This is a genomic window from Blautia marasmi (assembly GCF_900258535.1).
Classification (GTDB): domain Bacteria; phylum Bacillota; class Clostridia; order Lachnospirales; family Lachnospiraceae; genus Blautia; species Blautia hominis.
The window spans coordinates 4,644,028-4,668,116 of sequence record NZ_OIWX01000001.1; the positions used below are offsets into that span (position 1 = coordinate 4,644,028).

26 protein-coding genes are annotated in these 24,089 nt (G+C 48.4%); 22 read left to right on the forward strand and 4 right to left on the reverse strand.

Annotation, left to right across the window (positions count from 1 at the left end):
* Positions 1-78 precede the first annotated feature (78 nt).
* The 13 genes from C6P39_RS20300 (at position 79) to C6P39_RS20360 (ending at position 13,472) form a co-directional block, all read left to right on the forward strand.
* Positions 79-459, forward strand: a complete 381-nt coding sequence (locus C6P39_RS20300) for a RidA family protein (RefSeq protein ID WP_065542326.1) — start codon at positions 79-81, stop codon at positions 457-459.
* 14 nt (positions 460-473) lie between these two features.
* The gene (locus tag C6P39_RS20305; protein WP_095175174.1) at positions 474-1,865 is read left to right on the forward strand and encodes a trimethylamine methyltransferase family protein; all 1,392 of its coding nucleotides are present in this window, start codon (positions 474-476) and stop codon (positions 1,863-1,865) included.
* A 68-nt stretch (positions 1,866-1,933) separates the two neighbouring features.
* Complete coding sequence (locus tag C6P39_RS20310; protein ID WP_104804992.1) at positions 1,934-3,355, forward strand: sodium:solute symporter family protein; 1,422 nt, start codon at positions 1,934-1,936, stop codon at positions 3,353-3,355.
* Between the two features lie 13 nt (positions 3,356-3,368).
* Positions 3,369-3,647, forward strand: coding sequence for a hypothetical protein (locus tag C6P39_RS20315; protein ID WP_095175176.1), 279 nt, complete (start codon positions 3,369-3,371; stop codon positions 3,645-3,647).
* Positions 3,648-3,799: 152 nt separating this feature from the next.
* A complete protein-coding gene (locus C6P39_RS20320) occupies positions 3,800-4,336 on the forward strand; it encodes a hypothetical protein (protein WP_104804993.1) in 537 nt (178 codons plus the stop codon).
* A 13-nt stretch (positions 4,337-4,349) separates the two neighbouring features.
* Positions 4,350-5,882, forward strand: a complete 1,533-nt coding sequence (locus tag C6P39_RS20325; protein ID WP_104804994.1) for an HAL/PAL/TAL family ammonia-lyase — start codon at positions 4,350-4,352, stop codon at positions 5,880-5,882.
* A 20-nt stretch (positions 5,883-5,902) separates the two neighbouring features.
* Entirely contained in the window at positions 5,903-7,111 is a 1,209-nt protein-coding gene (locus C6P39_RS20330) for an aconitase X catalytic domain-containing protein (protein ID WP_104804995.1), read from the forward strand.
* Between the two features lies 1 nt (position 7,112).
* Entirely contained in the window at positions 7,113-7,538 is a 426-nt protein-coding gene (locus tag C6P39_RS20335; RefSeq protein WP_095175180.1) for an aconitase X swivel domain-containing protein, read from the forward strand.
* On the forward strand, positions 7,535-8,836 hold the full coding sequence (locus C6P39_RS20340; RefSeq protein WP_104804996.1) for an aconitase X: 1,302 nt from the start codon (positions 7,535-7,537) through the stop codon (positions 8,834-8,836). The genes C6P39_RS20335 and C6P39_RS20340 overlap by 4 nt, the downstream gene beginning before the upstream one ends.
* On the forward strand, positions 8,824-9,252 hold the full coding sequence (locus tag C6P39_RS20345; RefSeq protein WP_104804997.1) for an aconitase X swivel domain-containing protein: 429 nt from the start codon (positions 8,824-8,826) through the stop codon (positions 9,250-9,252). Before C6P39_RS20340 ends, C6P39_RS20345 begins: the two co-directional genes overlap by 13 nt.
* 6 nt (positions 9,253-9,258) lie before the next feature.
* A complete protein-coding gene (locus C6P39_RS20350; RefSeq protein WP_242987090.1) occupies positions 9,259-10,707 on the forward strand; it encodes a trimethylamine methyltransferase family protein in 1,449 nt (482 codons plus the stop codon).
* Positions 10,708-10,864: 157 nt separating this feature from the next.
* Positions 10,865-11,893 (forward strand): Ldh family oxidoreductase, encoded by a 1,029-nt coding sequence (locus tag C6P39_RS20355; RefSeq protein WP_104804998.1) that lies wholly within the window; start codon positions 10,865-10,867, stop codon positions 11,891-11,893.
* Between the two features lie 55 nt (positions 11,894-11,948).
* Positions 11,949-13,472 carry an HAL/PAL/TAL family ammonia-lyase gene (locus C6P39_RS20360; RefSeq protein ID WP_104804999.1) on the forward strand — a complete coding sequence of 508 codons (1,524 nt, stop codon included), beginning with the start codon at positions 11,949-11,951 and terminating at the stop codon, positions 13,470-13,472.
* A gap of 213 nt (positions 13,473-13,685) precedes the next feature.
* Here C6P39_RS20360 and C6P39_RS20365 read toward each other — a convergent pair whose 3' ends face one another.
* The 3 genes from C6P39_RS20365 to C6P39_RS20375 are packed head-to-tail and all read right to left on the reverse strand — an operon-like array spanning position 13,686 to position 15,157.
* Positions 13,686-13,946 (reverse strand): hypothetical protein, encoded by a 261-nt coding sequence (locus tag C6P39_RS20365; protein WP_104805000.1) that lies wholly within the window; start codon positions 13,944-13,946, stop codon positions 13,686-13,688.
* Positions 13,947-13,959: 13 nt separating this feature from the next.
* Positions 13,960-14,700 (reverse strand): class I SAM-dependent methyltransferase, encoded by a 741-nt coding sequence (locus tag C6P39_RS20370; RefSeq protein WP_104805001.1) that lies wholly within the window; start codon positions 14,698-14,700, stop codon positions 13,960-13,962.
* Positions 14,693-15,157 carry a MerR family transcriptional regulator gene (locus C6P39_RS20375; protein ID WP_104805002.1) on the reverse strand — a complete coding sequence of 155 codons (465 nt, stop codon included), beginning with the start codon at positions 15,155-15,157 and terminating at the stop codon, positions 14,693-14,695. Before C6P39_RS20375 ends, C6P39_RS20370 begins: the two co-directional genes overlap by 8 nt.
* A 426-nt stretch (positions 15,158-15,583) precedes the next feature.
* On the opposite strand from C6P39_RS20375, the gene C6P39_RS20380 reads away from it, so the two are divergent.
* From C6P39_RS20380 to C6P39_RS20420, 9 genes are all read left to right on the forward strand, one after another.
* Complete coding sequence (locus C6P39_RS20380) at positions 15,584-16,456, forward strand: AraC family transcriptional regulator (RefSeq protein WP_104805003.1); 873 nt, start codon at positions 15,584-15,586, stop codon at positions 16,454-16,456.
* Between the two features lie 55 nt (positions 16,457-16,511).
* Positions 16,512-17,012 carry a GyrI-like domain-containing protein gene (locus C6P39_RS20385; RefSeq protein WP_104805004.1) on the forward strand — a complete coding sequence of 167 codons (501 nt, stop codon included), beginning with the start codon at positions 16,512-16,514 and terminating at the stop codon, positions 17,010-17,012.
* 13 nt (positions 17,013-17,025) lie between these two features.
* The gene (locus tag C6P39_RS20390) at positions 17,026-17,508 is read left to right on the forward strand and encodes a hypothetical protein (RefSeq protein WP_104805005.1); all 483 of its coding nucleotides are present in this window, start codon (positions 17,026-17,028) and stop codon (positions 17,506-17,508) included.
* Positions 17,505-18,104, forward strand: coding sequence for a DUF6434 domain-containing protein (locus tag C6P39_RS20395; protein WP_104806001.1), 600 nt, complete (start codon positions 17,505-17,507; stop codon positions 18,102-18,104). The genes C6P39_RS20390 and C6P39_RS20395 overlap by 4 nt, the downstream gene beginning before the upstream one ends.
* 2 nt (positions 18,105-18,106) lie before the next feature.
* Positions 18,107-18,820 (forward strand): LytR/AlgR family response regulator transcription factor, encoded by a 714-nt coding sequence (locus C6P39_RS20400; RefSeq protein WP_104805006.1) that lies wholly within the window; start codon positions 18,107-18,109, stop codon positions 18,818-18,820.
* 2 nt (positions 18,821-18,822) lie between these two features.
* On the forward strand, positions 18,823-20,145 hold the full coding sequence (locus C6P39_RS20405) for a sensor histidine kinase (protein WP_104805007.1): 1,323 nt from the start codon (positions 18,823-18,825) through the stop codon (positions 20,143-20,145).
* Between the two features lie 131 nt (positions 20,146-20,276).
* Positions 20,277-21,038: a hypothetical protein gene (locus C6P39_RS20410; protein WP_104805008.1), complete on the forward strand. Its 762-nt coding sequence runs from the start codon at positions 20,277-20,279 to the stop codon at positions 21,036-21,038.
* 9 nt (positions 21,039-21,047) lie between these two features.
* Positions 21,048-22,544, forward strand: coding sequence for a hypothetical protein (locus C6P39_RS20415; RefSeq protein WP_104805009.1), 1,497 nt, complete (start codon positions 21,048-21,050; stop codon positions 22,542-22,544).
* Positions 22,545-22,555: 11 nt separating this feature from the next.
* A complete protein-coding gene (locus tag C6P39_RS20420) occupies positions 22,556-23,230 on the forward strand; it encodes an ABC transporter ATP-binding protein (protein WP_095175192.1) in 675 nt (224 codons plus the stop codon).
* Positions 23,231-23,295: 65 nt separating this feature from the next.
* Here C6P39_RS20420 and C6P39_RS20425 read toward each other — a convergent pair whose 3' ends face one another.
* A complete protein-coding gene (locus C6P39_RS20425) occupies positions 23,296-23,937 on the reverse strand; it encodes a type 1 glutamine amidotransferase family protein (RefSeq protein ID WP_104805010.1) in 642 nt (213 codons plus the stop codon).
* Between the last annotated feature and the right edge of the window lie 152 nt (positions 23,938-24,089).

Genomic DNA, 24,089 nt, shown 5'->3' on the forward strand with positions numbered 1-24,089 from the left:
GCAGACGGTTTTCCGACGAATTGCTGATACAAATAGAGTATCCGTCAGATGACGAAAATGGAAAGGAGTTACAGCAAAATGAAGAAAGAAGTATTTACCCCAAAGGGAATGAAAGTGTTCGGAGGCCCTGTGGCTGAGGCTGCCATTGCAGGCGGTTTTGCCTTTGTTTCAGGACAGATAGCCCTTGACCCTGAGACAGGAGACATTATTCACGGAACCATCCAGGAGGAGACAAGAGCAGCGCTTGGCAACCTGAAACTGCTGGTGGAGGAGATGGGGGCAACTCTGGAGGACGTGGTGAAATGCGATGTGTTCTTATCCACAATGAAGGATTTTGATGCCATGAATGAAATATACACAGAATTTTTCGGCACGGAATGTCCTCCTGCAAGATGCGGTGTTGCACTTGAACTCTGGGGCGGAATGAAGATTGAAGTGGGAGCCATTGTAAAACTGTAAACGGAGGATGGCATATGTTAATAAATCAGATAAAGCAAACGGAACTGGAGACGATCCATGAAAAGACCCTGTATCTGCTGGAGCATGTAGGTGTGGATTTTGAGCACCCTGAGCTTTTGGAACTGTACAGGAAACAGGGGTTACGCACAGAGGGGAACCGGGTGTATTTTGACAAAGAGACAGTGGAGCGTGCACTGTCCACAGCACCGGCCAGCTTTGTGATGAAGACACCTTTTGAGGAACTGAAGATCGGTGAGGGGGGACAGGCCATTTGTTCCGCATCAGGGTCCAGGAAGATCCTGAGGGACAATAAAGTCTATGACCCCACACCGGAGGACTATGTGAATATCCGTAAGCTGGATGCGTCCAGCAGCATGATCAACTTATCCAGCTCTCCGCTGACTTATATCCCGGCATTTCCAAAGGAGAGGGCAGAGGTGATCAAAGGGGCGCTTACCCTGAAATATTCCACCCATCCTGTCATCATGTCCTGCTTCGGAAAAACGGATGCGGAGGAGACCATACAGCTTGCACGTGATTTTTATGATACGGACGAGGGGTATTACACCATAGGTGTGGGAAATGTTATTTCGCCCATGCGCTATGCCAAGGATGATATAGAAGGACAGCTTGCCTATACCAAGAGAAATCTTCCGGTGGTAATCGCCTGCTGCGCCATACCGGGCATGACAAGTCCAGTAACACTGGGCGGAACCATTGTACAGAACAACGCGGAGGTGCTGGCAGGTGTCATCATGACCCAGCTTGTGAATCCGGGAGCGCCGGTTGTCTACGGAAATACCACCTATGTCTCCAATATGAGAAAGGCCATGCCGGTTTCCTGGGGCTGTGAGGAAGCACTGTTTATCCAGTATGCAAAGGCTATGGCAGACTACTATCACATTCCATGCCGTACCGGCGGTTCCCTGTCTATGGGCAAAGAGCTGGATTACCAGAACGGCGCGGAGACAGCCATGTCCCTTATGACCAGCCTGGATGTAAAGGCAGACTTTATTTTCCATTCCTTCGGGGAGATGGACGGCCTGAATGTATTCAGCTTTGAGAAATACGTGCTGGATGAACAGATGATGGCTGCCAGAAAATCTGCGGAGAGTATTGACATTTTCTCAGAGGAAGATATGGATCTGGAAACGATCGAGGAGGTAGGGCCGGGAGGAAATTACCTGGCAGAGGAGGAGACGATCCTGCGCTACCGGACAGAGATCTATTATCCGGAGCTTTACAGTCTGGAAAATTATGCGGATTGGGAGCGGAACGGAAGAGTATCCGTAGAACAAAAAGCAAAAGAGCGGGTGGAAAAACGCCTGAGAGAATACACCCAGCCAAAGTACACGGCAAAGCAGAGAGCTGTGCTTGAGAAGGCTCTGGAGGGATTTGACCTGTAACGGGAAAAAGTGCATACGGCAAAGCCGTATGACAAAAGGAAAAGCAAAAGAAGAGGGAGGTTGTTTTTATGACCATTATTGACAACATAGTAGTCGTGATCTGTTTCATCGGTATTCTGGTAGTGGGATATTATTTTTCCAAGACCTCACAGGATATGGACAGTTTTTACAAAGCAAACCGGGCTCTGCCCTGGTCTTTGGTGGTGGGTACCCTGATGGCATCCTGGTACGGCGGCGCAGGTGTTGTGGGAACCGTAGGCTATTCCACAACCATGGGTTTTGCAGGATTCTTTATCTGGTCCATCGGTGCCCATGCAGTGCGTTTTCCCCTAGCCCTGTGGGTGGCACCCAGAATTTCCGTGAAGGCAAAGGGAACCATCCCTGACCTTCTGCGGGTACACTACGGAAAATTTGCGGCTGTCCTGGGTGCGATCGTTATTGTGATCACCTGTCTGTCCATCGGTGAGATCGCAGCAGTGGGATATGTAGGCGAAGGTGCCTGGCATGCGGATAAGGTCATGGTGGCAGCCATTGTAGTTGCCATTTCCATAGGTGTTACTTGTCTGGGCGGCCTGATGGGTGTGGCTGTGACGGACATGATCTTCTTTTTCCTGATGGTTACCTGTGTATCCTCCGCATTCCCAAAACTGTTCTTCAGCGTGGGCGGACTGGAAGGCATCAAAGCGGCACTGAGCGGTCCGGCTCCGGAGATGCTCACCGCATTCGGCGGAATTCCTGTTCCGCAGGCTGCTATCCTGATCATTCTCTGTATCAATCTGTATAAGGACCCTGCGTTTTATCAGAGATTTGCAGCAGCTAACTCTCCGAAAACAGGTAAAAGAGCCATGCTTTTATGTTTTTCCATCTGGCTCTCCTTCGACGTGGTCACCATTATGACAGGAACCATTATCCGCGTCCGTGACACAGCACTAGCTGTGCAGCCGGAAGTTACCTATGTGGCTACAGTGATCGAGTATCTGCCGGTTGTGGCAAGAGGTTTGTTTGTGGTAGGGATTCTGGGGGCCATCATCTCCACGCTGGACAGTTATTACCTGATTGGCGGAGAGATCATCTCTAATGATATTATTTACATGCTCAGAGGAGACAAAAAGCTGAAGGATAAAGTCAGCATTACGATCACAAGAGTGGCAGCAGTTATTTTCGGTATTATCGGTCTCTTTACCGCATTCCGATTTGACCGCGTGTATGACGCGTTCCTGTTTTTGAGCAGTATCAGTATGACGTTGTTGTTTGTGCCGATCATCGCAGCCCTGATGTTTGACGGCAAAAAGACGAATGTGGCAGGTATTGCCAGTATGCTTGTAGGTGGTGTTACCTGGATCATATTCCAGTATGTATGGCCTGTTACCATATCAGGCGTAACCATTGACCCGGTTCTCATCGGTCTGCCCCTCTCCTTTGTGGCCTTCCTCATTGGAAACCGCTTTGGCAAGGATTTGAGCGCGGAACGCAGACTGAAAGGAATGTAAGGAGGAAGCAGAGATGAAAGATCCCAAAGAAAAGACAAGTGAACTGACAGAACAGGAAAGAGCAGAGCTGAAAGTGGAATGGCTGGGTGTGGACGGCGCTTTGGTGCTCCTCTATATTGTGCTGGCATGTATTTATGGATATGGAATGTTGAACAGTGTGGATTTTATAATCGGTATCATGGCTCCGGGAATCGCCATTCTTATAACTGTGGGCGTTTTCCTGAAATATTGTACAGAAGTAGTTTCCTTTGCCACAGGCAAAAAAGGCAGTGACAAGAAAAAGAAAAAATAAAGTAATTCAGCACAGGGCTGCGCGGCATGTTAGCTGCAAAGTCCTGTGCAGAAAAAAAGAGAAGAGACGGCACATATGACTGTATGGGAAGCACCGGTCACGAAGCGGCAGGCAGTCCGGCAAGGATAAGGTTTGTAAGGAGGTATAGGTAAATGAAAATAGAATGTTTTCCTGTAAAGATGAAAGAGGAGGAAGCTCTCAGAATCGCAAAAGGTGGGAAAAATCCCATCGTGCGTGCCCTGTTTGGAAGTAAGAAAATCAACCTCCGTATTATGTATCTGGAAAGCCGTTATATTACATATGAAATGATGTACAAAGACAATATCATTGTCAAGACCATCAAGAAGAAAAAAGACGAGGACAGACAAAAGATCCGTGTGATGGTGGAAGCTACCACCTGCAGTGCCTCCTATGTGGAGGATGATATAGCAACAGAAGTAAAGGATGTGGAAGAAAATGATATCCAGCCCACATATTATGAAGACAAGAGGCTCACAGACTGCGGCGCCATTATGGCAGGCCGGATGGTGAGACGCCATGTGGGCAGGAATTTAGCCATAAAGCCGGTTGAGGAGCGCAAGGTTTACCGTCCGTTTTACATTGCCATCTATGGGGACATGGTGCAGGGGACAAAAGCCAGATACATGCCTATAGCGGCAGACGGAAATGTAGTGTGCAGAAACTTTTAAAGGGGGAAAGCAGATGAAGGAAGAAAAAATGACAAAAGTAGTTTTAGGCAGGAAACTGACCATAGAGGAATTTATGGCAGTGGTGCGTTTTCATGCGGAGGTGGATTTTTCCCCGGAATACAGGCAGCGGGTAGAGAAATCCAGAAAAATTGTGGAGACATGCGTGGAGGAGGAGCGGGTAGTCTATGGCACCACCACAGGTTTTGGGGCCTTGGTCACAAAGACTATAGGAAAAGAGGACGCGGAAAAATTACAGCGTAATATTATCCTGACCCATTCCACCAGTGTGGGGGAGCCTTTCAAAGAGGAAGAGGTAAGGGCCATTATCCTGATGGTCTTACAGAGCCTTGGCATGGGCATGAGCGGTGTGCGGATGGAGCTTTTGGAACATTACCGGGACTTTTTGAATAAGGATCTCATACCCTACACGCCACGGGAAGGTTCGGTGGGATATCTGTGCGCGGAGGGACATATTGCGGCAGCTTTGATCGGAGAGGGAAGGATGTATTACCGTGGGGAGCTGTCTGACAGCAAGACCGCACTTAGGAAGGCCGGCATGGAGCCGTTTTCACCCAGCTACAAGGAAGGGCTTGCACTTCTGAACGGTACTTCCTCCCCTACGGCCCTGGCAGCTATCGGTATTTACGATCTGCTGAAAGCAGTGGAATCTGCTGACGTGGTGGCAGCCATGTCTTTTGAGATGCTGAACGGGCTTCTGCGGGCCTACGATGACAGAGTGCTCAACTGCCGCCCCCAGAAAGAACTTTTGGAGACGGCGGCTCTTATCAAGCGGATGCTCCGTGGTTCCCAGGTGATAAAGAAGGCAGAGGGTACCCATGTGCAGGATCCCTTGTCACTGCGGTGTATCCCGCAGCTTCACGGCGCGGTGAAGAAGACCCTGCGGGATGCCTGGGCGGCAATTGAGGTGGAGATCAACGGATGTGCGGATAATCCCATTGTATGTGGGGAACCGGATGACCCGCAGGTGTTTTCCAACGGAAATCCGGATGCCTCCTATGTGGGGATTGAGATGGATTCCGCCTGCATTGCAGCCACAGCGGCGGCGAAAATGTCGGAGCGCAGAAATGTGCGCTTCCTGGATGAAAAACTGTCGGAACATCCTTATTTCCTGATCAAAAGACCCGGCCTGAATTCCGGACTTATGATACCCCAGTATACACAGGCAGGGCTTCTGAATGATATGAAGATCCTGTCTACCCCGGCCACTGTGGACAGTGTGACCACAAGTGCCAACCAGGAAGACTATGTGTCCATGGGATACAATGCCTGTAAAAAGGCTCTCAGCATAGCAGAAAAATTTGAGTATGTCCTGGCGATCGAACTGCTCTCCGCATACCAGGCGCAGCAGTTTGTGGACGCATCCCTGGCAAGGGGAGAGGGGACCGCGGCTGTATTGGAGGCAATGAAAGACCTGGTGCCCGTCATGGAGGAGGATATTTATATATACCCTTACCTGGAAAAACTCAAAGACTGGATTCACGACGGCGGGCTTTTAAAAAGTGCCCGGACTGTACTGGACAAATAAAAAATAGAGGAGGATCATACATGTATTTAACACAGCACCAGCAGGATATGCTGGATGGAAAATATGGAAAGGGAGCAGCCTATGCCATGAAAATACAGGCGGCGATCGGCGAGTCTTTCGGCGCTGAAAGGATGGTTCCCATCACCAGGGCACATGTTGCCCTGTCAAATCAGGAGGCAGACCTGTGGTTTGCGGAGAAGATGCTTGCAGGCGGCGCGAAATGCCGGATAACTCCCACAGTCAATCCCGGTTTCTGCCTGGAATTCTTCAAAAACAGGGACATGGTGGCACCGGAATATGCGGATCTGATGCAGAGAACACACAATGCCTACAAAGCACTGGGAGCACAGCTTTCCTATAACTGTACCCCCTATATTGACACAAATGTACCGAATTACCGGGAGGTGATCGCCTTCTCGGAATCCAGCGCCACACCTTACGCCAACGCGGTGTGGGGAGCCAGGACCAACCGGGAGGGGGCTAACAGTGCCCTCTGTGCAGCCATCACAGGCTGTGTGCCGGAATACGGTCTTTTGCTGGACGAGAACAGAAAAGGTGATATCCTGGTGGAGATACAGGCAGATGTGAAGAATGATTTTGACTATCATATCATCGGTATGCTTGGCAAGAAGATCGGGGAGGGCATTCCTGTATTTACCGGCTTTCCGAAGGAAACCATCACGAAGGAGGCGCTGAGAAATCTGGGTGCCCAGCTTAATACATCAGGCGCTTACGGCATGTACCATATTGTGGGAATTACCCCGGAAGCCCCTGATCTGGAGACCGCTTTTGGAGGTAAGGCGCCAAAGAGAACGGTGGTGATCACCAATGAGGACAAAGAAGCGATTTTAAAAGAAATCTCTCTGGAAGGCAGCAGGAAAATTGACTTTGCCATGTTTGGATGTCCTCATTTTACACTGGAGGAAGTAAAATACATAGCGGAAAAACTGGAAGGAAAGAAGCTTGAAAAAGAGATGTGGATCCTCACATCCAGCCATGTAAAAGAGATGGCAGTCCGCATGGGATTTGACCAGATCATCACAGACGCAGGCGGTTTTATCGTGCCTGACAGCTGCCCGGACCAGCCCTGCTGGAGGCATTTGACAGGCAAAGTCGGAATCACGGAATCACCGAAATGTGCTTACTATCCCCAGAGGAGAGGCATTCATTTTGTTATCCGGGACCTTGACACATGTATCGAAGCAGCACTAACCGGGGAGGTAAGATAATATGGGAAAAATATTTACATGCCATAAGATTTCTGAGGGCCGTGCGGAGGCGCAGGCCATTGTATCAAAGGACCATATCATGTTCTATCTGATAGACCCTGCCACAGGCACTGTCATAGAGAAGGCCCATGATCTGGAGGGAAGATCCGTTGCTCATAAGGCACTGATCTTTCCCGGCGGAAAGGGCAGTTCCGTGGTGCAGGCAGATGGCCTCTACCAGTTAAACCAGAGGGAAAATTCACCGGCAGCCATGATCATTGAGCATCCGGAAACGGTGCTGGTGTCCAGTGCCATCATTATGGAGGTGCCTATGGTGGACAGAGTGGACCCCGCATTTTATGAGACTGTGAAGGACGGGGACCGGATCGTTGTGGATGCAGACCAGGGGATCATTGAGATCCTGGAGGAAACGGAGGAGAGCAAGTGATTCATTTGACAGAAGAAGAGCAGGAGATCCTGGACGGAAAACAGGGAAAGCTTCGCCAGACTGCTCTGGAAAATATCGTGCAGTATGCCCGGGTCCTGGGGGCGGAAAAACTCTGTAAAGTGACAAAGGCCACTGTGTTCTGCGGGAGCCATACCTATCTTGGCGTCTGTAAAAGTAAAGATTTCCATGAGGTATTTTCCAGGATGAACCTGGCCCGTGATGAGCGGATCGTCTTTGACAGCGTGGACAAGGACTGCTATGTGCAGTCCTGCGTGGCTGCCAGCGACCAGTTTGATCATGAGATCTTCAATCAGCCCAAAGAGGATTTTGATAAGAACAGTTACTATCTGGAGGAGGCCAGAAAAGCAGGAGTTACCATAGCCGGTTCCTGCTCCCCTTATCTGATGGGGTGGCTGCCTGTGCGCGGGGAGCATTTTGTGACTACAGAGTCAGGCGTTACCATCATGGGCAACTCCATATGGGGAGCGTGCTGCAATGCAGATGGGATCGAAGCGGCTTTCTGGTCAGCCATCTGCGGCAGGACACCTTACTGGGGATACCATGTGAAGGAAAACCGCTACGGGACCCATTTGATTCATGTGGAGGCGGCCCTTGACTCCCCTGTTGAATGGGAGCTGCTGGGAAAAGCCATGGGAAAACGGCTGCCGCTGACCGGCTGCACACCGGTCCTTACCGGCAATTTTGAGGGTGTGGATTTTGTAAAGCTGAAAAGTTTTTTTACTGCCCTTGCTATTACCACCAACTGCAGGATGTGCCATATCGTGGGGATCACCCCGGAAGCCAATACACTTGAGGAGGCTTTTATGGGACACGAGGTGCAGGAGGAATTTACGCTGACGCAGCAGGATATCTGTTCCGCTTATGAGCCTCTGTGTGAGACAGAAGGAGGCTCTGTGGATCTGGTCAGCCTGGGCTGCCCTCATTATGATATCCATCAGATTAAAGAGGCAGCGGATTATATTTGTGGCAAAAAGATACACAATGGTGTAAGATTTATGATATGGACCGTATATCCCATCAAGGCCATGGCGGATTTAAACGGATATACGAAGATGATCGAAGATGCAGGAGGAACCATACAGACAAGTACCTGTCCGGTCACCATAGGAGACTGTTTCTTAAAGCGCTACAAAGGGCAGGTCTATGACAGTCTGAAACAGTCCGGAAGCGTGCGCTCAGAAGGCTGCGCCGAACGTGTCTATTATACGGATAAATACCGCTGCATAGACGCAGCAGTATCTGGCGTTTGGAAGGAGGAATACCGGTGGAAAAAATAGTGCTGCAGGGCAGAGGTGTGATACCGGGCATTGTGGAAGGTGAAGCATTGGTGTGCGCGGACAGTATCACAGGATGGGGCGGCATCGACCCGGAAACAGGTGTGATAAAGGATTATGAGAACATCAATAAAGGGAAAAGTATAAAGGATACCATTCTGATCATGCCGGGCAGTAAAGGCTCCAACGGATGGTCCTGCTATTTCGGGGCAGCAAGAGCCGCCGGCTCTGCGCCCAGGGGATGGGCATTTTCCAAAATAGACAGCAGTGCAGGGGTTGCCAGCGCTGTTATGCAGATTCCCACAGTGGTGGATTTTTCAAAAGAGGATGACCCGTGTGTTCGGGTGAAGACCGGGGATTTTGTAAGACTGGACGGAACAAAAGGTACGCTGGAGATCCTGAAGGCATCTTTGGAGTAAGAACATGTGATATCAATTGAAGGCCGGGACCATGGCAGAGCCGGCACAGGAAGAGAGGAAAAACCTGCTATGCTCGTGAAGAAGATAAAAGATTCAGAAGTGCAGATGATTCATGAGAAGTCTCTGGAAATTCTGGAGCGTGTGGGCGTGAATTTTGAACACCGTGAAATTCTGGAGGTATTCAAAAAGAGAGGGATCCGTGTGGAGGGACAGAGGGTTTATTTTGAACGCTCTCTCACAGAGGAAATATTGAAAGGCCTGAAGCCCAGCTTTACCATAGAGACGCCCTTTGCCAGCCTGAAAATAGGGGATGGAGGCAAGGCTGTCTCCACTGCCTCAGGTGCCATGACCATATTGAGAGACGGGGAGATATGCACCCCCACGGTAAAAGATTACATTGATGCCACCAAGATGGACGAGACAAGCCGTCTGGTGAACCTGTGCTGCGTGCCGGGTATCTATGCCTCCGGGCTTCCGGATGGCAAGGTGGAACTGCTAAAGACCGTCCTGAGCCTGAAATATTCCAAAAAGCCGCTAATCGCATCCTGTGAGACAGGAAAGAGCGCAGCGGAATCCATTGAGTTCATTAAGGACTTTTACAAAGACATGGGGGAATATTTTACGATAGGCGTGGAAAATGTGAGTTCCCCCCTCAGGTACAGCAGGGAGGACGTGGCAGCCACCCTGGCTTATGTAAAAAGGAACCAGCCGGTTGTGATCACCTGCTGTTCCGCGCCGGGGATGACAAGCCCCATCACAGTGGGCGGTACGGTGGTGCAGAACAACGCGGAGGTACTGGCAGGCATTCTCATGACTCAGGTGGTAAATCCCGGCGTTCCGGTGGTCTACGGCAATGTGACCTACAGCGCGGATATGAGAAAGGCAGTTCCCATCTCCTGGGGACCGGAGGTTGCGGTCTTCATGCAGTATGCAAAGGCAATGGCTGACTTTTACGGCATTCCCTCCAGGGTGGGCGGCTCCCTCTCAGGCGCGAAGCAGCTTGACTGGCAGGACGGCGCCGAGACAGCCGTGTCTCTGATGACCACTTTTGACTGCGATACGGATTTTATTTTCCATGCATTTGGGGAGATGGACTGTCTGAATGTGTTCAGCCTGGAAAAATATGTGCTGGATGAGGAGATGCTGGAGGCTAGATTCTCAGTGGAAAACCGTGATTATATAACAGAGGAGTCCATCCATATGGACATGATCAGAAGGGTAGGGCCGGGGGGGACCTATATGCTGGAGGATGAGACTCTGGAGCTGTATCAGAAAGAATTATTTCATCCCAGGCTGTTCAACAGTGAGATATACCATAACTGGAAGCAGCTGGGTATGCCCTCTGTCATCTTAAAGGCCCAGGAATTGGTAAGAGAGCGCCTGGATGGGTACTGCCTGCCTGTATATGATAAACGGCAGACCCAGATGCTGGATGAACTTCTGGCAATACTATAGAGAGGATGTAACGATCCGGCAGGCCTGCACATTTACTGCGCTGACCGTAAGAACGTATTCGGCAGCCGGGCAATAATCCCATCGACAAAGGCGATCCTGCATGGATTTTTGCTGGTAACTGTGAAGGGACTGTATCGTTACGAGAGGATAAAGATTTATGGGTGTTACAGTAAAAATAGAAGAGATAAAAGAGCTGATGCGCAAAGCTTTGGCACTGAGGGGCATTGCAGGGGAATATGCGGAATTTATGATCTCCGATTATCTGGAATCCGAACTGGAGGGGCACAGAACCCATGGCCTGTCAAAATTTTTGACCGTGGATGCAGGTCTTTCCAGAAGGAGCGGAGACATGAAGCTGATCAAGCAGAAAGGCTGTTATGCCCAGGTGGACGGTAACGGAGAACTGGGGCATATTGCGGCCCTGTACTCCACCAATCTGGCAATTGCTGCGGCAAAAGAACACGGTGTGGGGATCACAGCCCTGAAAAATGTGGGGCGCTATTCCAGGATCACGCCCTATGCCAGAAAGATTTCCAAGGAGGGGCTTGTGGGTATGATCACCAACAACGGAGGTCCGGCCTGCGTGGCTCCCTTTGGAGGGGCAAAAGCCATGTTCGGCACCAATCCCCTCTGTTTCTCCTTCCCCAGCAAAAGAGGAAAACCTTATATTTTTGATTTTGCCACTTCCCAGAAGGTATGGGGCGAAGTCCGGCAGTCCATTGTGGAGAACCGGCCGCTTCCGGATCACTGTTTTATAGACGGGGAGGGGAATTTTACCACAGACCCGGAGAAAGCGGAAGCAGGAGTGCCTTTTGGCGGACCAAAGGGTTATGCGCTCTGTTATGCGCTGGAAGTGATGACAGGTGCTTTTGTGGGAGCAAAAATGGGATATGATGCCAAGGATGAATACGACCTGGGATATCTGTTTGTGGCATTTTCACCGGAGATGTTTACGACTCTTGATGCCTTTGCCGATGAGGTGGATGGCCTGGCGGAGGATGTGCGCAACTGTCCGCCCATGAAGCCCGGCGGTCAGGTGTTTGTTCCGGGTGAAATATTCGGAAACAGGCCTGTGAGCCAAATCCCATCCGATGAGGCAGAGGTGGAGGAAGATGTATACCGGAGACTGAAAATTATGAGTGTGTCCCTTGACGGGGGATATGAAAACAATAAAAAGCTGAATTGAGAAGCGCACGCAGGGGTTTTGCTCTGCGTGCGCCTCTTGGCAAATGGAGGTATGTATGAAAATCGTTACATTAGGAGGAAGAAATTCACTGGAGCAGGTGGCAGCAGTAGCCAGATATGGGGCAAAGGTGGAATTTTCAGAAGAATATAAAGACAGGGTGAATGCCTGCAGGGCTCATGTGGAACGTTTCAGCCGTGAGGGAAAAGCTATTTACGGCATCACGACAGGCCTGGGGGATAACTGCCGAAAATTCATTCCTGAGGAGGAGCGGGTGAAAATCCAGAGGAATCATATCTTGGCCCACACGGTCTCTGTAGGGGAACCTCTCTCGGAGGAGGGAGTCAGAGCCATGATGTTTGTCATGCTCCTGCATTTTGGAAGCGGGCACACCGGATTTCGTCTGGAAACCCTGGAGCTTTTGAAAGAGCTGCTGAACAGGAACATCACGCCCAGGGTTCCGAAACATGGTTCTGTGGGCTATATTGGTTTGGAAGCCCATATCGGAATGGTGCTGATCGGGGAAGGAAAAGCCTGGTACCAGGGAGATCTTCTGACAGGTGGGGAGGCACTTAGGCGTGCGGGGTTAAAACCGGCAGTTCTTGGCTCAAAGGAAGGACTGACTCTTGTATCGGGAACGACATCTGTGACAGCGCTGGCCTGTATGGCCTATTATGACAGTATCATCCTTGCGAAAACAGCAGATGTGGCGGGGGCATTTTCCCTGGAAATGCTGAAAGGTACGCTGAAAGCCATGGATGAAAGGCTTATGCAGGCCAGACCCCATCCGGGACAGATGCAGACGGCTGAGAATATCAGAAATATTCTGTCCGGCAGTCAGATCGCGGAGAAGTACAGGGATTACCGGGTACAGGATGCTTTGTCCCTGCGGTGTATGCCTCAGCTCCACGGGGCAGTGAAAAAGGTGTTGAAGGATGGTTTGGAATCGATTGAGATTGAGCTGAATTCTTCTGTGGATAATCCGCTTATTTTTGAGGGGGAGAATGGGGCGGAGGCGCTTATGGGATGTAATGCGGATGGTACCTATCTGGGGATGGCATCGGATTTCCTTTGTATTGCGCTTGCAGATATGGTGAAAATGGCGGAGCGCCGCACGGACCGTCTGGTGAACCGGCATATCAGTGAACTGCCGCCGTTTTTGAATGCCAGTGCTGATTTTAATGACGGTTTGATGATGATTCAGTATACGGCAGCAGGGCTTGCGGGGGAGATGCGGCTTTTGGCTCATCCTGCGGTGGTGGATAATGTGCCTACGTGTGCCAATCAGGAGGATTATGTGAATATGGGGTATAATGCGGCAAGGAAGGCATGTGATGCGGTGGAGACTGCCAGGTATGTGCTGGCGATCGAGTTGATCTGCGCGGCGCAGGCGAAGGAGTTTTATCCTGCCGGACAGTCTTCGCCGGCTATTGAGGCGGTTTATGGGAAGATTCGGGAGGTTATGCCTTGTTTGAAGGAGGATGAGGCGTTGGAGCCTTATATGGAAGAGGTGAAGAGGTTGATCTTGGAGGGGGAGATATTGGATGTGGTGAGGGAGAGTGGGGTTTTGGTGGAAATTTAGGGAAGGCGGGCGGATAGATGTGGGGGCGGACGGAAGNAATGCACAGCGTAAGTGCAGCGTCAACAGCTGATGTGTATAAGAGGCAGTTACGAAACTCCACGGCAATGGCCTCTTCATTAAGTAACTGGGGCAGGTGGATCTCCCCGGCGCTCCGCGGAACATCGCTCACAGGCATAGCCTTCCCCCGCCCCTTTCCCATCCCCTTCCTGGTTTTCACTGGCTGCGGAGATTTGTAGGCTTCGGGTTGATCATTTCGGATCTATTTCTGCTAATGGGTGTTTCAAGGTTATCCGGCTCCTGCAATACGGGAATGCTGGCCTGCACGCATGGCGTATACAACGCTTCAATGATTGAAAGCACCATAAGTAAAAGGGCAATGGCAAGTGACAACGAAAAGTGTAGGATATTATTAGCGAACAAGGAAATGATCTGCCTGATCATAATCATTGTGTAGTTTCTATTCCAGAATTTCATATATCATCCCCCACTAATAATTGTTTGCTGTGACAATTAACCGTTGACTGTTTTGATCATAGGGACTCATATCGTAGTTTCCGTATACCTGGATGTCGGAAAAACCTGCCTGCAGCAGTAAGCTGCGGTAATCGTTATCTAACAGTATCCGGTAAACGATATCGTATTGATTGTGTTCCAGTCTTTGAGGACTGTGGTATAAATCCAGTACATGAATGGTTTGTAAGTGGGTATTGTGTTCTTTTACAAAGATTCTCGAAAAATCTTCCCGGTTAATTACCACTTCGATAGGCGGTAAGGTTAAATTGTAATGGGTGGTGCCGGATGTGAACACAAGCAGTCCGCCGTTGTTTAGCCGATTTTTCATTGATTTGACGGCCATCAGCAGATCATCATCGCTATGTAAATGGGGCAGTGATGTGGTAAGGCATACAATGGCATCAAAGCAAAGATTAAATGTGTTTTCTAAATAACGAAAATCACATTGATGTAGTGGTATGGTTTGACCTTTTTGCTGCAGATTCTTTTTTGCCACATCTAACATGGAGAAAGAGTGATCTGATCCCCAGACCCGGTATCCCAACTGTGACAGCATGTATAAGTGCTGCCCTGTACCACAGGCACAATCCAAAATAGTCCTGACGTTATGTTTGCGGAATATCCTGTCAAAGAAATTTTTTTCATCTCCCAGATAGTTTTCAATAGAACCAAACTCATCATAATCAAATGCAAATTTTTCATAGATATCATTCATTTTGTTTGCCCTCTATTCTTTTTTCATCAGACTTGGACGGTACTCTGCGTGCGTACAAGGCTTTTATCATCTCATCAATCTGCTCCATATCATTCGGACAGGACATGATATTTAACGACTGTATTGTCCGGGTCATCAAAAGTTCTGCTTCTTGGTAGAATAGTATTTTATTCCTCAATTCTTTCAGTCTGTTTTTTAAGATATCCAGAACATTTTTCCTGCTTTCGTCTGTATGTTCCAGCGTATCATGGAGTATTGCACTGATTTCCTTTAGGGACAAACCGGCTGATTTCATAACTTCAACATATTGCATAAGCAAAAGGTCCATATCGGTGTAGTAACGATACTTGTTTTTCCCTCTTTGCGGTTTGACCAAACCGATTTTATCATAATAGCGCAGGGTATCTTTGGGCAGACATAAGATCTTTGCTGTTTGGCTTATGGAATATTTGTTCATCCGTGTAAAATCCTTTCTTTCTTCTGTTTATTGTAACATTAGAGTTAACTCCCATGTCAATAGTATATTGTGGAAGGCTGAAGAATGGGATGATGTATTGTAACCGTTCAGACAGGTCTGCGCATTTACTGCACTGGGCGTATGAAAAAGTAGTGCTAGCAGGTATCCAGCCCATCGCGAAGTGATTTTTAATGGCTGGATGCGTAACGGTTCAGCTTGTCTGAACTGTTACAATGTATTGGGGGGATGACGGGGCAGGGGTAAGAAGGGTATGAGATGGATCTGGAAGTATTCCCCTGCTGAATGGGGTGGGGAGAGATGATAAAATGTATTTACGGGTGCTATCCAAACGGTGCGCGAAATGAGAGGAAATGTTCTGCCGTATCAGGTATAATGAGTCTGTGATAGAAAGAAAGGGGCAGAAATATGGAGTGGAATGAAAGACTGCAGAGGATCATTGATTATGTGGAAAATCATCTGCAGCGGAAGCAGGAACCTATCGATCAGAGGGAGATTTCCGTGATGGCGGGATGCTCTTTTGACTTTTTTCAAAAGGTATTTTCTTATATGAATGGTATCGGTTTTTCGGAGTATGTCCGGTTCAGAAAACTTACTTTGGCGGGGTATGATCTAAAGAGTACGGATAAGAGAGTGGTTGATATCAGTTATCAGTATGGGTATGATTCCCCTACGTCTTTTACAAAGGCGTTTCAGCAATTTCATGGGATGACCCCAAAGGAGGCCCGAAATGGAAATGTGAAACTGCGGGTTGTGCCGAAAATGCAGATTTTTGAGAAGCAGCGGTATGCCTGGAAACTGGAGCAGAAGCCGGGATTCCGCTTGATCGGAAAGAGTGTTTGGTGTGCCGATGAACAAAAGTATTCAAAGATACCGGAGTTTTGGAGTGATTGTCAAAATACCGGTGTCTTTTCCAGGCTGATCTCATTGGGTACAGGTAATCCGGGGGGATTGTTTGGTCTGTGCCGTTATGGGGATAGCCCTGCCGGGGAGATAGAATATTCTGTTATGGTGGCTGCAGATGGGCCTTTGCCGGAGGGGTACCGTGAGATCAGGATCCCTGAAGCTGCGTGGGCAGTGTTTGACTGCAGGGGAGCGGTTCCGCAGGCAATCCAGAGCGGATGGAAATTTCTGCAGGAAGAGTGGCTGGTGAGGTATCCGTTTGAACACGCGGATTGTCCGGAGCTGGAATGGTATAGTATCGGTAACTCTTATGATAAGGATTATTTGAGCCAGATATGGATACCGGTTATTGACGGGCATAAGGAAAAAAATAGATGATGCAGGGTAATGGTTCAGCTTGTCTGAACTGTTACGATACAGGGAGGATGATAACATGGATTTACCGTTTCGTATAGAAAAAAGGGAGAGTTTTCGCGTTGTTGGGTATTTGATACAGACAACAAACCAAAAAGGGGAGGGCAGAAAAGCGATACCGCGGCATTGGTCCAAAATAAATGAGGCCGGCCTTGAAAAAGCTCTTTTGGAGTTGGGGGATCAGAAGCCCGGCGGAGTATTTGGGATCAATATATATAATACAGATATTGCGGATTCTAGAAAATTTGAGTATATTATAGCTATAGCAAGTGATCGTGACGCCGGGGGTGAACTCACAGAATATACTGTGCCGGCTATGGCCTGGGCCGTGTTTCCGTGTACACAGGAAACCATAGGGAAAACAGAGGCGCAGGCTATCACCAAATGGCTTCCAAAGTCTAAATACAGACCGTTAAACAAGGGGTATATCACAGGCAGGATGAGGTCAGGAGCGCCGGATATTGAGTATTATGGAGCAGACGGGCATGTGGAAGTCTGGGTTGCGGTGAGAGAAAAATAGAGAGGGATGTATCATGGATAAGAAGATAGATTTTAATGAGTTTATTGCTTCTGTGGCAGTTGAGAATCAGGATTTTGTAAAAGAATTGCATGAAAGATTAATAGGACTTGGCTGTAAGATAGAGATCAAAATGGCCAAAAGCGGTTATATGGTTTCTTACATATATAACAAGAGGACCATTGCAAATTATGTGTTTCGGAGGAAAGGGATGCTTGTGCGGATTTACGGGGTCCATGTAAATCAGTATGAAGAGGTGCTGGAAACACTGCCGGATGAAATGATACAAGCGGTTGAGAAGGCGCCTATCTGTAAGCGTATGGCGGATCCGGATGCCTGTAATCCAAAATGTGCTATGGGGTATGACTTCTGGCTGAAGAAAGAACATTATCAGAAATGCCGAAACAGTGCTTTCATGTTTTTGGTCTGCCCCCAAAATAATCCGTTTATCCGGACATTAGTATTAAAGGAAGCAGAAGCATGGGGAACGGAGGCATGAACCACAGGCCGGTATTAGACAAAAATACAGACAGTAAAACATTTCGTGAGTTCTATTATCTGAAAGAGGAACTGACAGACTTTTGCAGAAAAAATGGCCTTCCTGTCTCCGGTGGGAAAATTGAGCTGACAGACAGGATCGCACATTTTCTTGATACAGGTGAGGTGCTGTCCGGGAAAACAGTAAAGAGAAAGACGGCATCTGTTTCACATATCAGTATTAGCGAGGATATGAAGATTGAGACGGATCTTGTCTGCTCCGAACAGCACAGGGCTTTCTTCAAAGAGCATATCGGGAATAGTTTTTCTTTTCCCGTGGCTTTTCAAAAATGGCTGAAAAGCAATGGGGGAAAGACTTACAAAGACGCAATAGAGGCTTATTATCAAATTCTTGAAGAGAAGAAAAAAGGGAAAACAAAGATAGATAAGCAGTTTGAGTATAATACCTATATCAGGGATTTTTTTGCGGATAATCAGGGAAAATCTCTGGAGGATGCTGTCAGGTGTTGGAAATACAAGAAGCAATTGCGTGGGCATAACCGTTATGAGAGGTCGGATTTAGCCGCCGTAAAAAAGAAGGGCAGCGGGGAACATTGATCATGGGTAAAGTGTTATTGGTAGAGGATAATCCGGGCGCGGTAAAAAAGATTGTTCAATATATCAGCAGAATATCGGCGGATCTGGAAGTGGTTTCATTTTCTGAAGCAGGAAAAGCCTTACAATATGCGAAAAGTAATGACATATCTGTTTTTATTCTTGATATTCAGCTTGAGGATTATAAGGGGACCAGCCTGGCAAAGCAGCTCCGAAAGCTGCAGGGATATAAATATACACCGATCATTTTTGAAACAGCGCTGGCCGGGGAAGAACTCACTGCCTACCGGGATGTGAAATGCTATAGTTTTCTTATAAAGCCCTTTGAAGAGGAGGAATTTACCGCGGCATTTCGTGACGCGGTGGGGTTGTCAAAACAAATGGACCGGCCGGCAGAAACGATCCGCATTGAGCAGAAGCAGTTCATCCTGGAATATACCGTGTCTGATATCGCTTATGTGGAAGCTTTTGGAAAGAAACTCTCTGTTCATACCAATAATCGTATGCTGGGTATAAAAGATGATTCCATTTCCGGTTATACCCTGTCTGGATTATTGGAACTGCTTGACGATCCTTCTTTTGTCCGGTGTCACAAGAGTTATTTTGTGAACAGATCTCATATTGAAAAAATTGATAAATCCGGGCGTAAAATATTTCTGAAAGGGTTTATAGAAGAAATCCCCATCGGAAATAAATATCAGTCTGCATTGTGGGGGTGAGCATGGATGCTGTTGTTGATCTGGTACAGTTAGGCTTAGACGCTGGGATACTGGCTCTTTGCTGTGAGGCGGTCTTCCGGCAAAGGGCAGAGGGGAAAGCGAGAGATTTCCTGCTTTTTCCCATTCTATTTTTGTTCTGTATTGTGACAAGGGTAAACTTCACTGCCGGGAAGACAATGACTGCTTCTTTCCAAGGGGAGGGCTTTGAGATCCTGCCGGCCAACAGTCTGACCGGTTTGCTGTTTCTGGTTTTTGCCTTATTACTGCTGAACAGTATTTATTTTGAACGAAAATCCGTAGGTTATATTTTTTGCGGGACAATGGCGGTCTTTTCGGTTTACCTGTTTGTTAAATGCCTGTGTGTAGTTCTGGCTGCGGTCTGCGGGGCTTCAGGTACTCTGCTGCTTACAGGCAGCCGTGTGGTGTCTTTGTGTTTTGTGTTCCTGCTGTTTTGCACACCGTTTTTTGAACGGCTGCGCCGGTTTGTCCGGGCGGGGGATTTTACGGTGGGGATCGTATCTGCCAATATAGCTGTTTTGCTGATGAGTGTGCTCTCTGTACTCTCCTTTGATGTGGGGCGTTTTCTTTCCCATTTGTGGCTGATCTCCATGCTGCTCCTTGGACTTTTGCTGTTGGACAGTGTGTTGCTGTTTTTTCATCAGCGCAGAGTGCAGGAACGAAAGAGGATCCATATGGTTGAACAGTATGTGCCGATTGTGGAAGAACTGATCTCACAGGTCAGAGCAAGACAGCATGAGTTTCATAACCGTATGCTGGCTATGGAGGCTGCTGTGGCTTCTGCTGACACGCTGGAGGATGCAAGAAGGCAAGTGGCGGCCCTGTCAGAAGGTATTGCATTAAGCCCCAATGACCGTGAGCTGCTTTCCTGTGACAGTAAGATCATTGCCGGTATGCTGTTCGGCAAGATCAAGCAAGCCGAAGCGGTGGATATACGGGTAGAAATGCAATTACAGGGTCTATTTAAGAAAACGGCTGTCCCGGAAACCGTATGGATCGAAGCCATTGGGATCTTACTGGATAACGCAATAGAGGCGTCTCCGGAAGGCAGCACCATTTATATAACAGGCAGACAGAATGGCGGGTATCTGGAACTGCTTGTTGCCAATCCGGCCCCGGCTATGTCGAACACGGAATTTATGGCCCTGTTTTGTAAAGGTGTTACAACAAAATCCGGTCAGGAGGGACACGGTTTCGGGCTGTACAATATTCTGCGTATGACAGAACAGTATCACGGTAAGATCATAACACGGAATGAAAGGAAAGCAGACGAAAATTATGTTGTCTTTGGTGTGATCCTACCGTGAAAAATGGTATGAAAGAGGGTTTTAAGGGTACAAAAATGATCTTGTCCCCTTAAAACCCTTTCTTGTTTCCGGCCTGTTGAAGCGCAGAGGGGAGTTGGGTATACTGAAAGACAAAGAAAGGGGTGAGATATATGCTTCATCTTATAGGGACTGAGTGGAAGAAAATATTTCTGCCGGTACTGCTGACAACGGTCATCCTGGCAGTCGTTATGTGTGTGCTGTCCTGCACGCTTTATCAAAACTATTCCCTGCTGTATGATCTGGAGGCCTGGGAAGTGGGAACGGAGATGTTTTCCCTGTTTTATCCTCTGTCTGTGGTGTTTCCTCTTTGCTGGAACTTGTACTATGAGCGGAAAAACAACTTTTTGCTGTATGTCATGCCCCGGGTGCCGGTCAGGAGGTATCTGACAGCAAAATGGACCGCATATGCGCTGGGGGCGTTCGTTATCATAGTGGTTCCCTATGGATTAGCTGCTGTGTCTGCCGTTTATGTGAAACCCCCTGTGGTTCCTTTTTCCTCCGGGTTGTCAGGGCATATTTTTGAAGGTGCGTTTGCCCAAACGCCGTTATTGTATGCGGGCGTTCTTTCCTGCTGGAGAGGTCTGCTCGGTATTATTATGATGACCTTTGGCTTCGTACTGGCTATGTACTGTAAGAATATTTTTGTGATCCTTACAGGGCCGTTTATGTATTCCATCCTGGAAAACTTTATCCTGTCCATACTTCGACTGGAGAAATTCCGGCTTGTTACTGCCTTTGACCCCACTAGTGTGGACAGCCGCGCAGTATCCGTATTTTCTTTTGCAGCGGGTCCGGTTTTGCTGCTCTTTGTTATCAGTCTGACGGCACTTTTCTTTGGGAAGTTCAAGAAAAATGCCGTTGTAACAGGATAGGTGGCTCCTATGTATGGGCTTATCAGAAAAAATCTCTGCTTGTGGGGATATGGAAAGGCTGCTGCCTTATTTTTAGGCTGCCTGATTTTTTCCATCAGCGGGCGATTGGATCATGGGATCTCTTATGAACAGCATATTTTGTCAGCGGTGTCAGATCATTACTATTTGACCTATTTCATGCTGCCAATCCTGTTGTTGAGCTGTTTTTCCTTTTTGGAGGATGACGGGATACCGGTGATCTCACGTTTTCACAGCTACCATGCCTATTTCCTGGGGAAATGGCTTGGGACGTGGGCGGCAGCGTTTCTGCTGACTGCGGTTCAGACCACGGCAATCCTGTTGTCCGGTATGGGACTGCCATTGGGGGATCAATGGGGCCTTCCTGCAGGGGCGGCGGAGACAGAGTTATTTTCCATGCTGCAGCAGATTTTTCCTGCCCCTGTGCAGGCTTTCCTTGTATGCACGCTCTATCAGTTTGCGGGAAGCTGGCTGATATTCGGAATCTGTATGTGGATTGGGCACTTTGCAGGGAGGAGAGGGGCTGTTCCTATCATTTCCGGCCTTTATATGCTCTCGGCTGTATGGCTCAAGCTTCCGGCTGTTCAGAACCTGCCCTTTACGGGATTTGGTCACTTACTGATCCTGCACCACAATCTGGGCGGACATTATCGCTTTGCAGCCACAGGGGTTACCTTCCTGCTCCTTCCCCTGGCCGCCATCCTTTCGCTGCGGTTTTGGTGGCGCGGACTGCCGCACATTCAGCTTCGGGGCCGCGGCATGGCTGCGTATTATGTTCATGAGCTGATGATAAGAAAGAATCTTCTGATCCTTTTTGGGGTCGTATTCGGAATTACGCTTTATAAAGGGATGGGGCACAGCCATACAGAATCCGGTACAGAATGGATCTATACCTTGTTTGCCGGACATGGCACAGGATATTTTCAAGTCCTTCCTTTTATAGAACAATGGATCACAGGCGGAGCGCCCCTGTATCTTCTGGCGGTTTTCGTGGAGCATACAGTCAGCGGGCAATCCGTTTTTGTCTCCGTCCGGGGAAAAAGCTGCAGAAGCCTGATGAGGGGGATCTTGTCAGCCGGCACAAAATTTATTGGGATATATACGTTCTTGTGGATGACAGGGGGACTTCTGGGAGCGGTTTTTATTGGCTGCGAAATGGAGGGGCCTGCATGGAACCTACTGCTGTATGCTGTCCTGATGAAATTTCTCGATATATATTTGCAGTATCTGTTCATGCTGTGTATTTACTTGTTTACAAAACAGGTTTCGGTCAGCTTTCTTATACTGGCTGCCGGAAATCTGCTCTGTGTGCTGCCCGGGGCTTTGGCGTCCTGCTTACCCTTCGGGCTATCGGGTTTGATGCGGATTTCTCTGATGCATTCCGGCATAGGGATATCTGCAGTGACGGCCTTTGGAATACTGGTTTCTTTTTCATTGCTGCTGACTGTATGGCTGGCCGTGTTTGGATGCAGGAAAATATTGGATTAAGGGGGATTAATATGGGTTCCTATATTGAAGTGAAAAATGTATCAAAGAGTTTTGGCCACAGGCCGGTCCTCCAAAATGTGTCTTTAACCGCTGACCGTGGGAAAACGGTAGGTCTGGTGGGAGAGAACGGCAGTGGGAAATCCGTGCTGTTTAAGATACTGTGCGGGTTTGAAAAGCCTGACAAGGGCAGTGTGTTTGTGCGCGGGGAGGCGCTTGGAAAAAATGGGCGTGATTTCCCTGACAATATGGGGGTGTTCATCAATGCCCCCGGTTTTATCGGTATTTACAGTGGTTTTCAGAACCTGAAATTTCTTGCGGACATACAAAGGAAAATCGGAGAGAAGGAGATTCGGGATGCCATGAACAAGGTCGGGCTTGACCCTGACAATAAAGTGAAGGTAGATCACTATTCTCTCGGCATGAAGCAGAAATTAGGGCTTGCGCAGGCCATTATGGAGGGGCAGGACATTCTGGTATTAGACGAACCTTTCAATGCTCTGGACTACAAAACCTATGAAGATGTCAAATCTATCATCCGCATGCTGAAAGCTGAAGAAAAGACCATATTTCTGACTTCCCATCATTACAAGGATATTGAGCAGTTATGTGATGAGGTATACTTGATAGAGGACTGCCGGCTTATACCGGTCACCGAAGAAATTGCAGCCCGGTATCTGGGGTCTTGAAACGTAACCTATGAGAAGCGCCGCCTGTGTCTCTTGCCCAGGCGGCGCTTCTCATTCTCTGCTTATTACACGGGTGCGTCACAGGACGGCAAAGTCTGCATGAGAGCAAAGAAATGTTCAGACTTACCGGTGCTGAAATAGGCATACCAAGATTCCAGTGTATCTGCCCGGAAGACACCTAGATGCTCTATGATTTGTTTTGCCCACAATAAAGCCCCGGTACTGCCTGCAGTAATAAGATTATTGTCGGCTGCAGACGGTTTATCGATATAAAAATCCTGCCCTTTATAATCAGGGCAGAACATTTCGAGAAATCCCGGCCCGTTACTGGTATGCGGTCGCTGATCCAACAGCCCTAAGCCGGCAAGCGCCGTGACAGCCCCGCAGATCGCACCTACTGCAGCACCGATAGCTAGAAATTCACTTGCTTTTTCCAGGATAGCAGCATGCTTTTGGTCGTTCCATGTATCTGCGCCCGGTAAAAGCAGCACATTTGTTTCGCTCACAATAATATCATTGATCAGGCAGTCGGGCACTATTGTCAGCCCGCCCATAGTTTTGATCGGTTCCTTAGAAACACTGACCGTTTTGAACGATATACGCGGCGCGTCTTTTTTGAAAAATCTTCCGGAATGCAACTCTGAAGTGACATATCCCAATTCCCAGTCAGCTAAAGTATCAAGAACGTAAACATAGATTGTAAACATAAATTTCCTCCATTTTTTATTGTTTTATTAGTTGGTTTGCTGTAACGTATTCAGTAGGTCTGTGTATATCGCTTCGCGATGGGCTGAATAAAGCTGGCACTACTTTTCCATACGGTCAGCGCAGTAGAACGCAGACCTGTCTGAACTGTTAC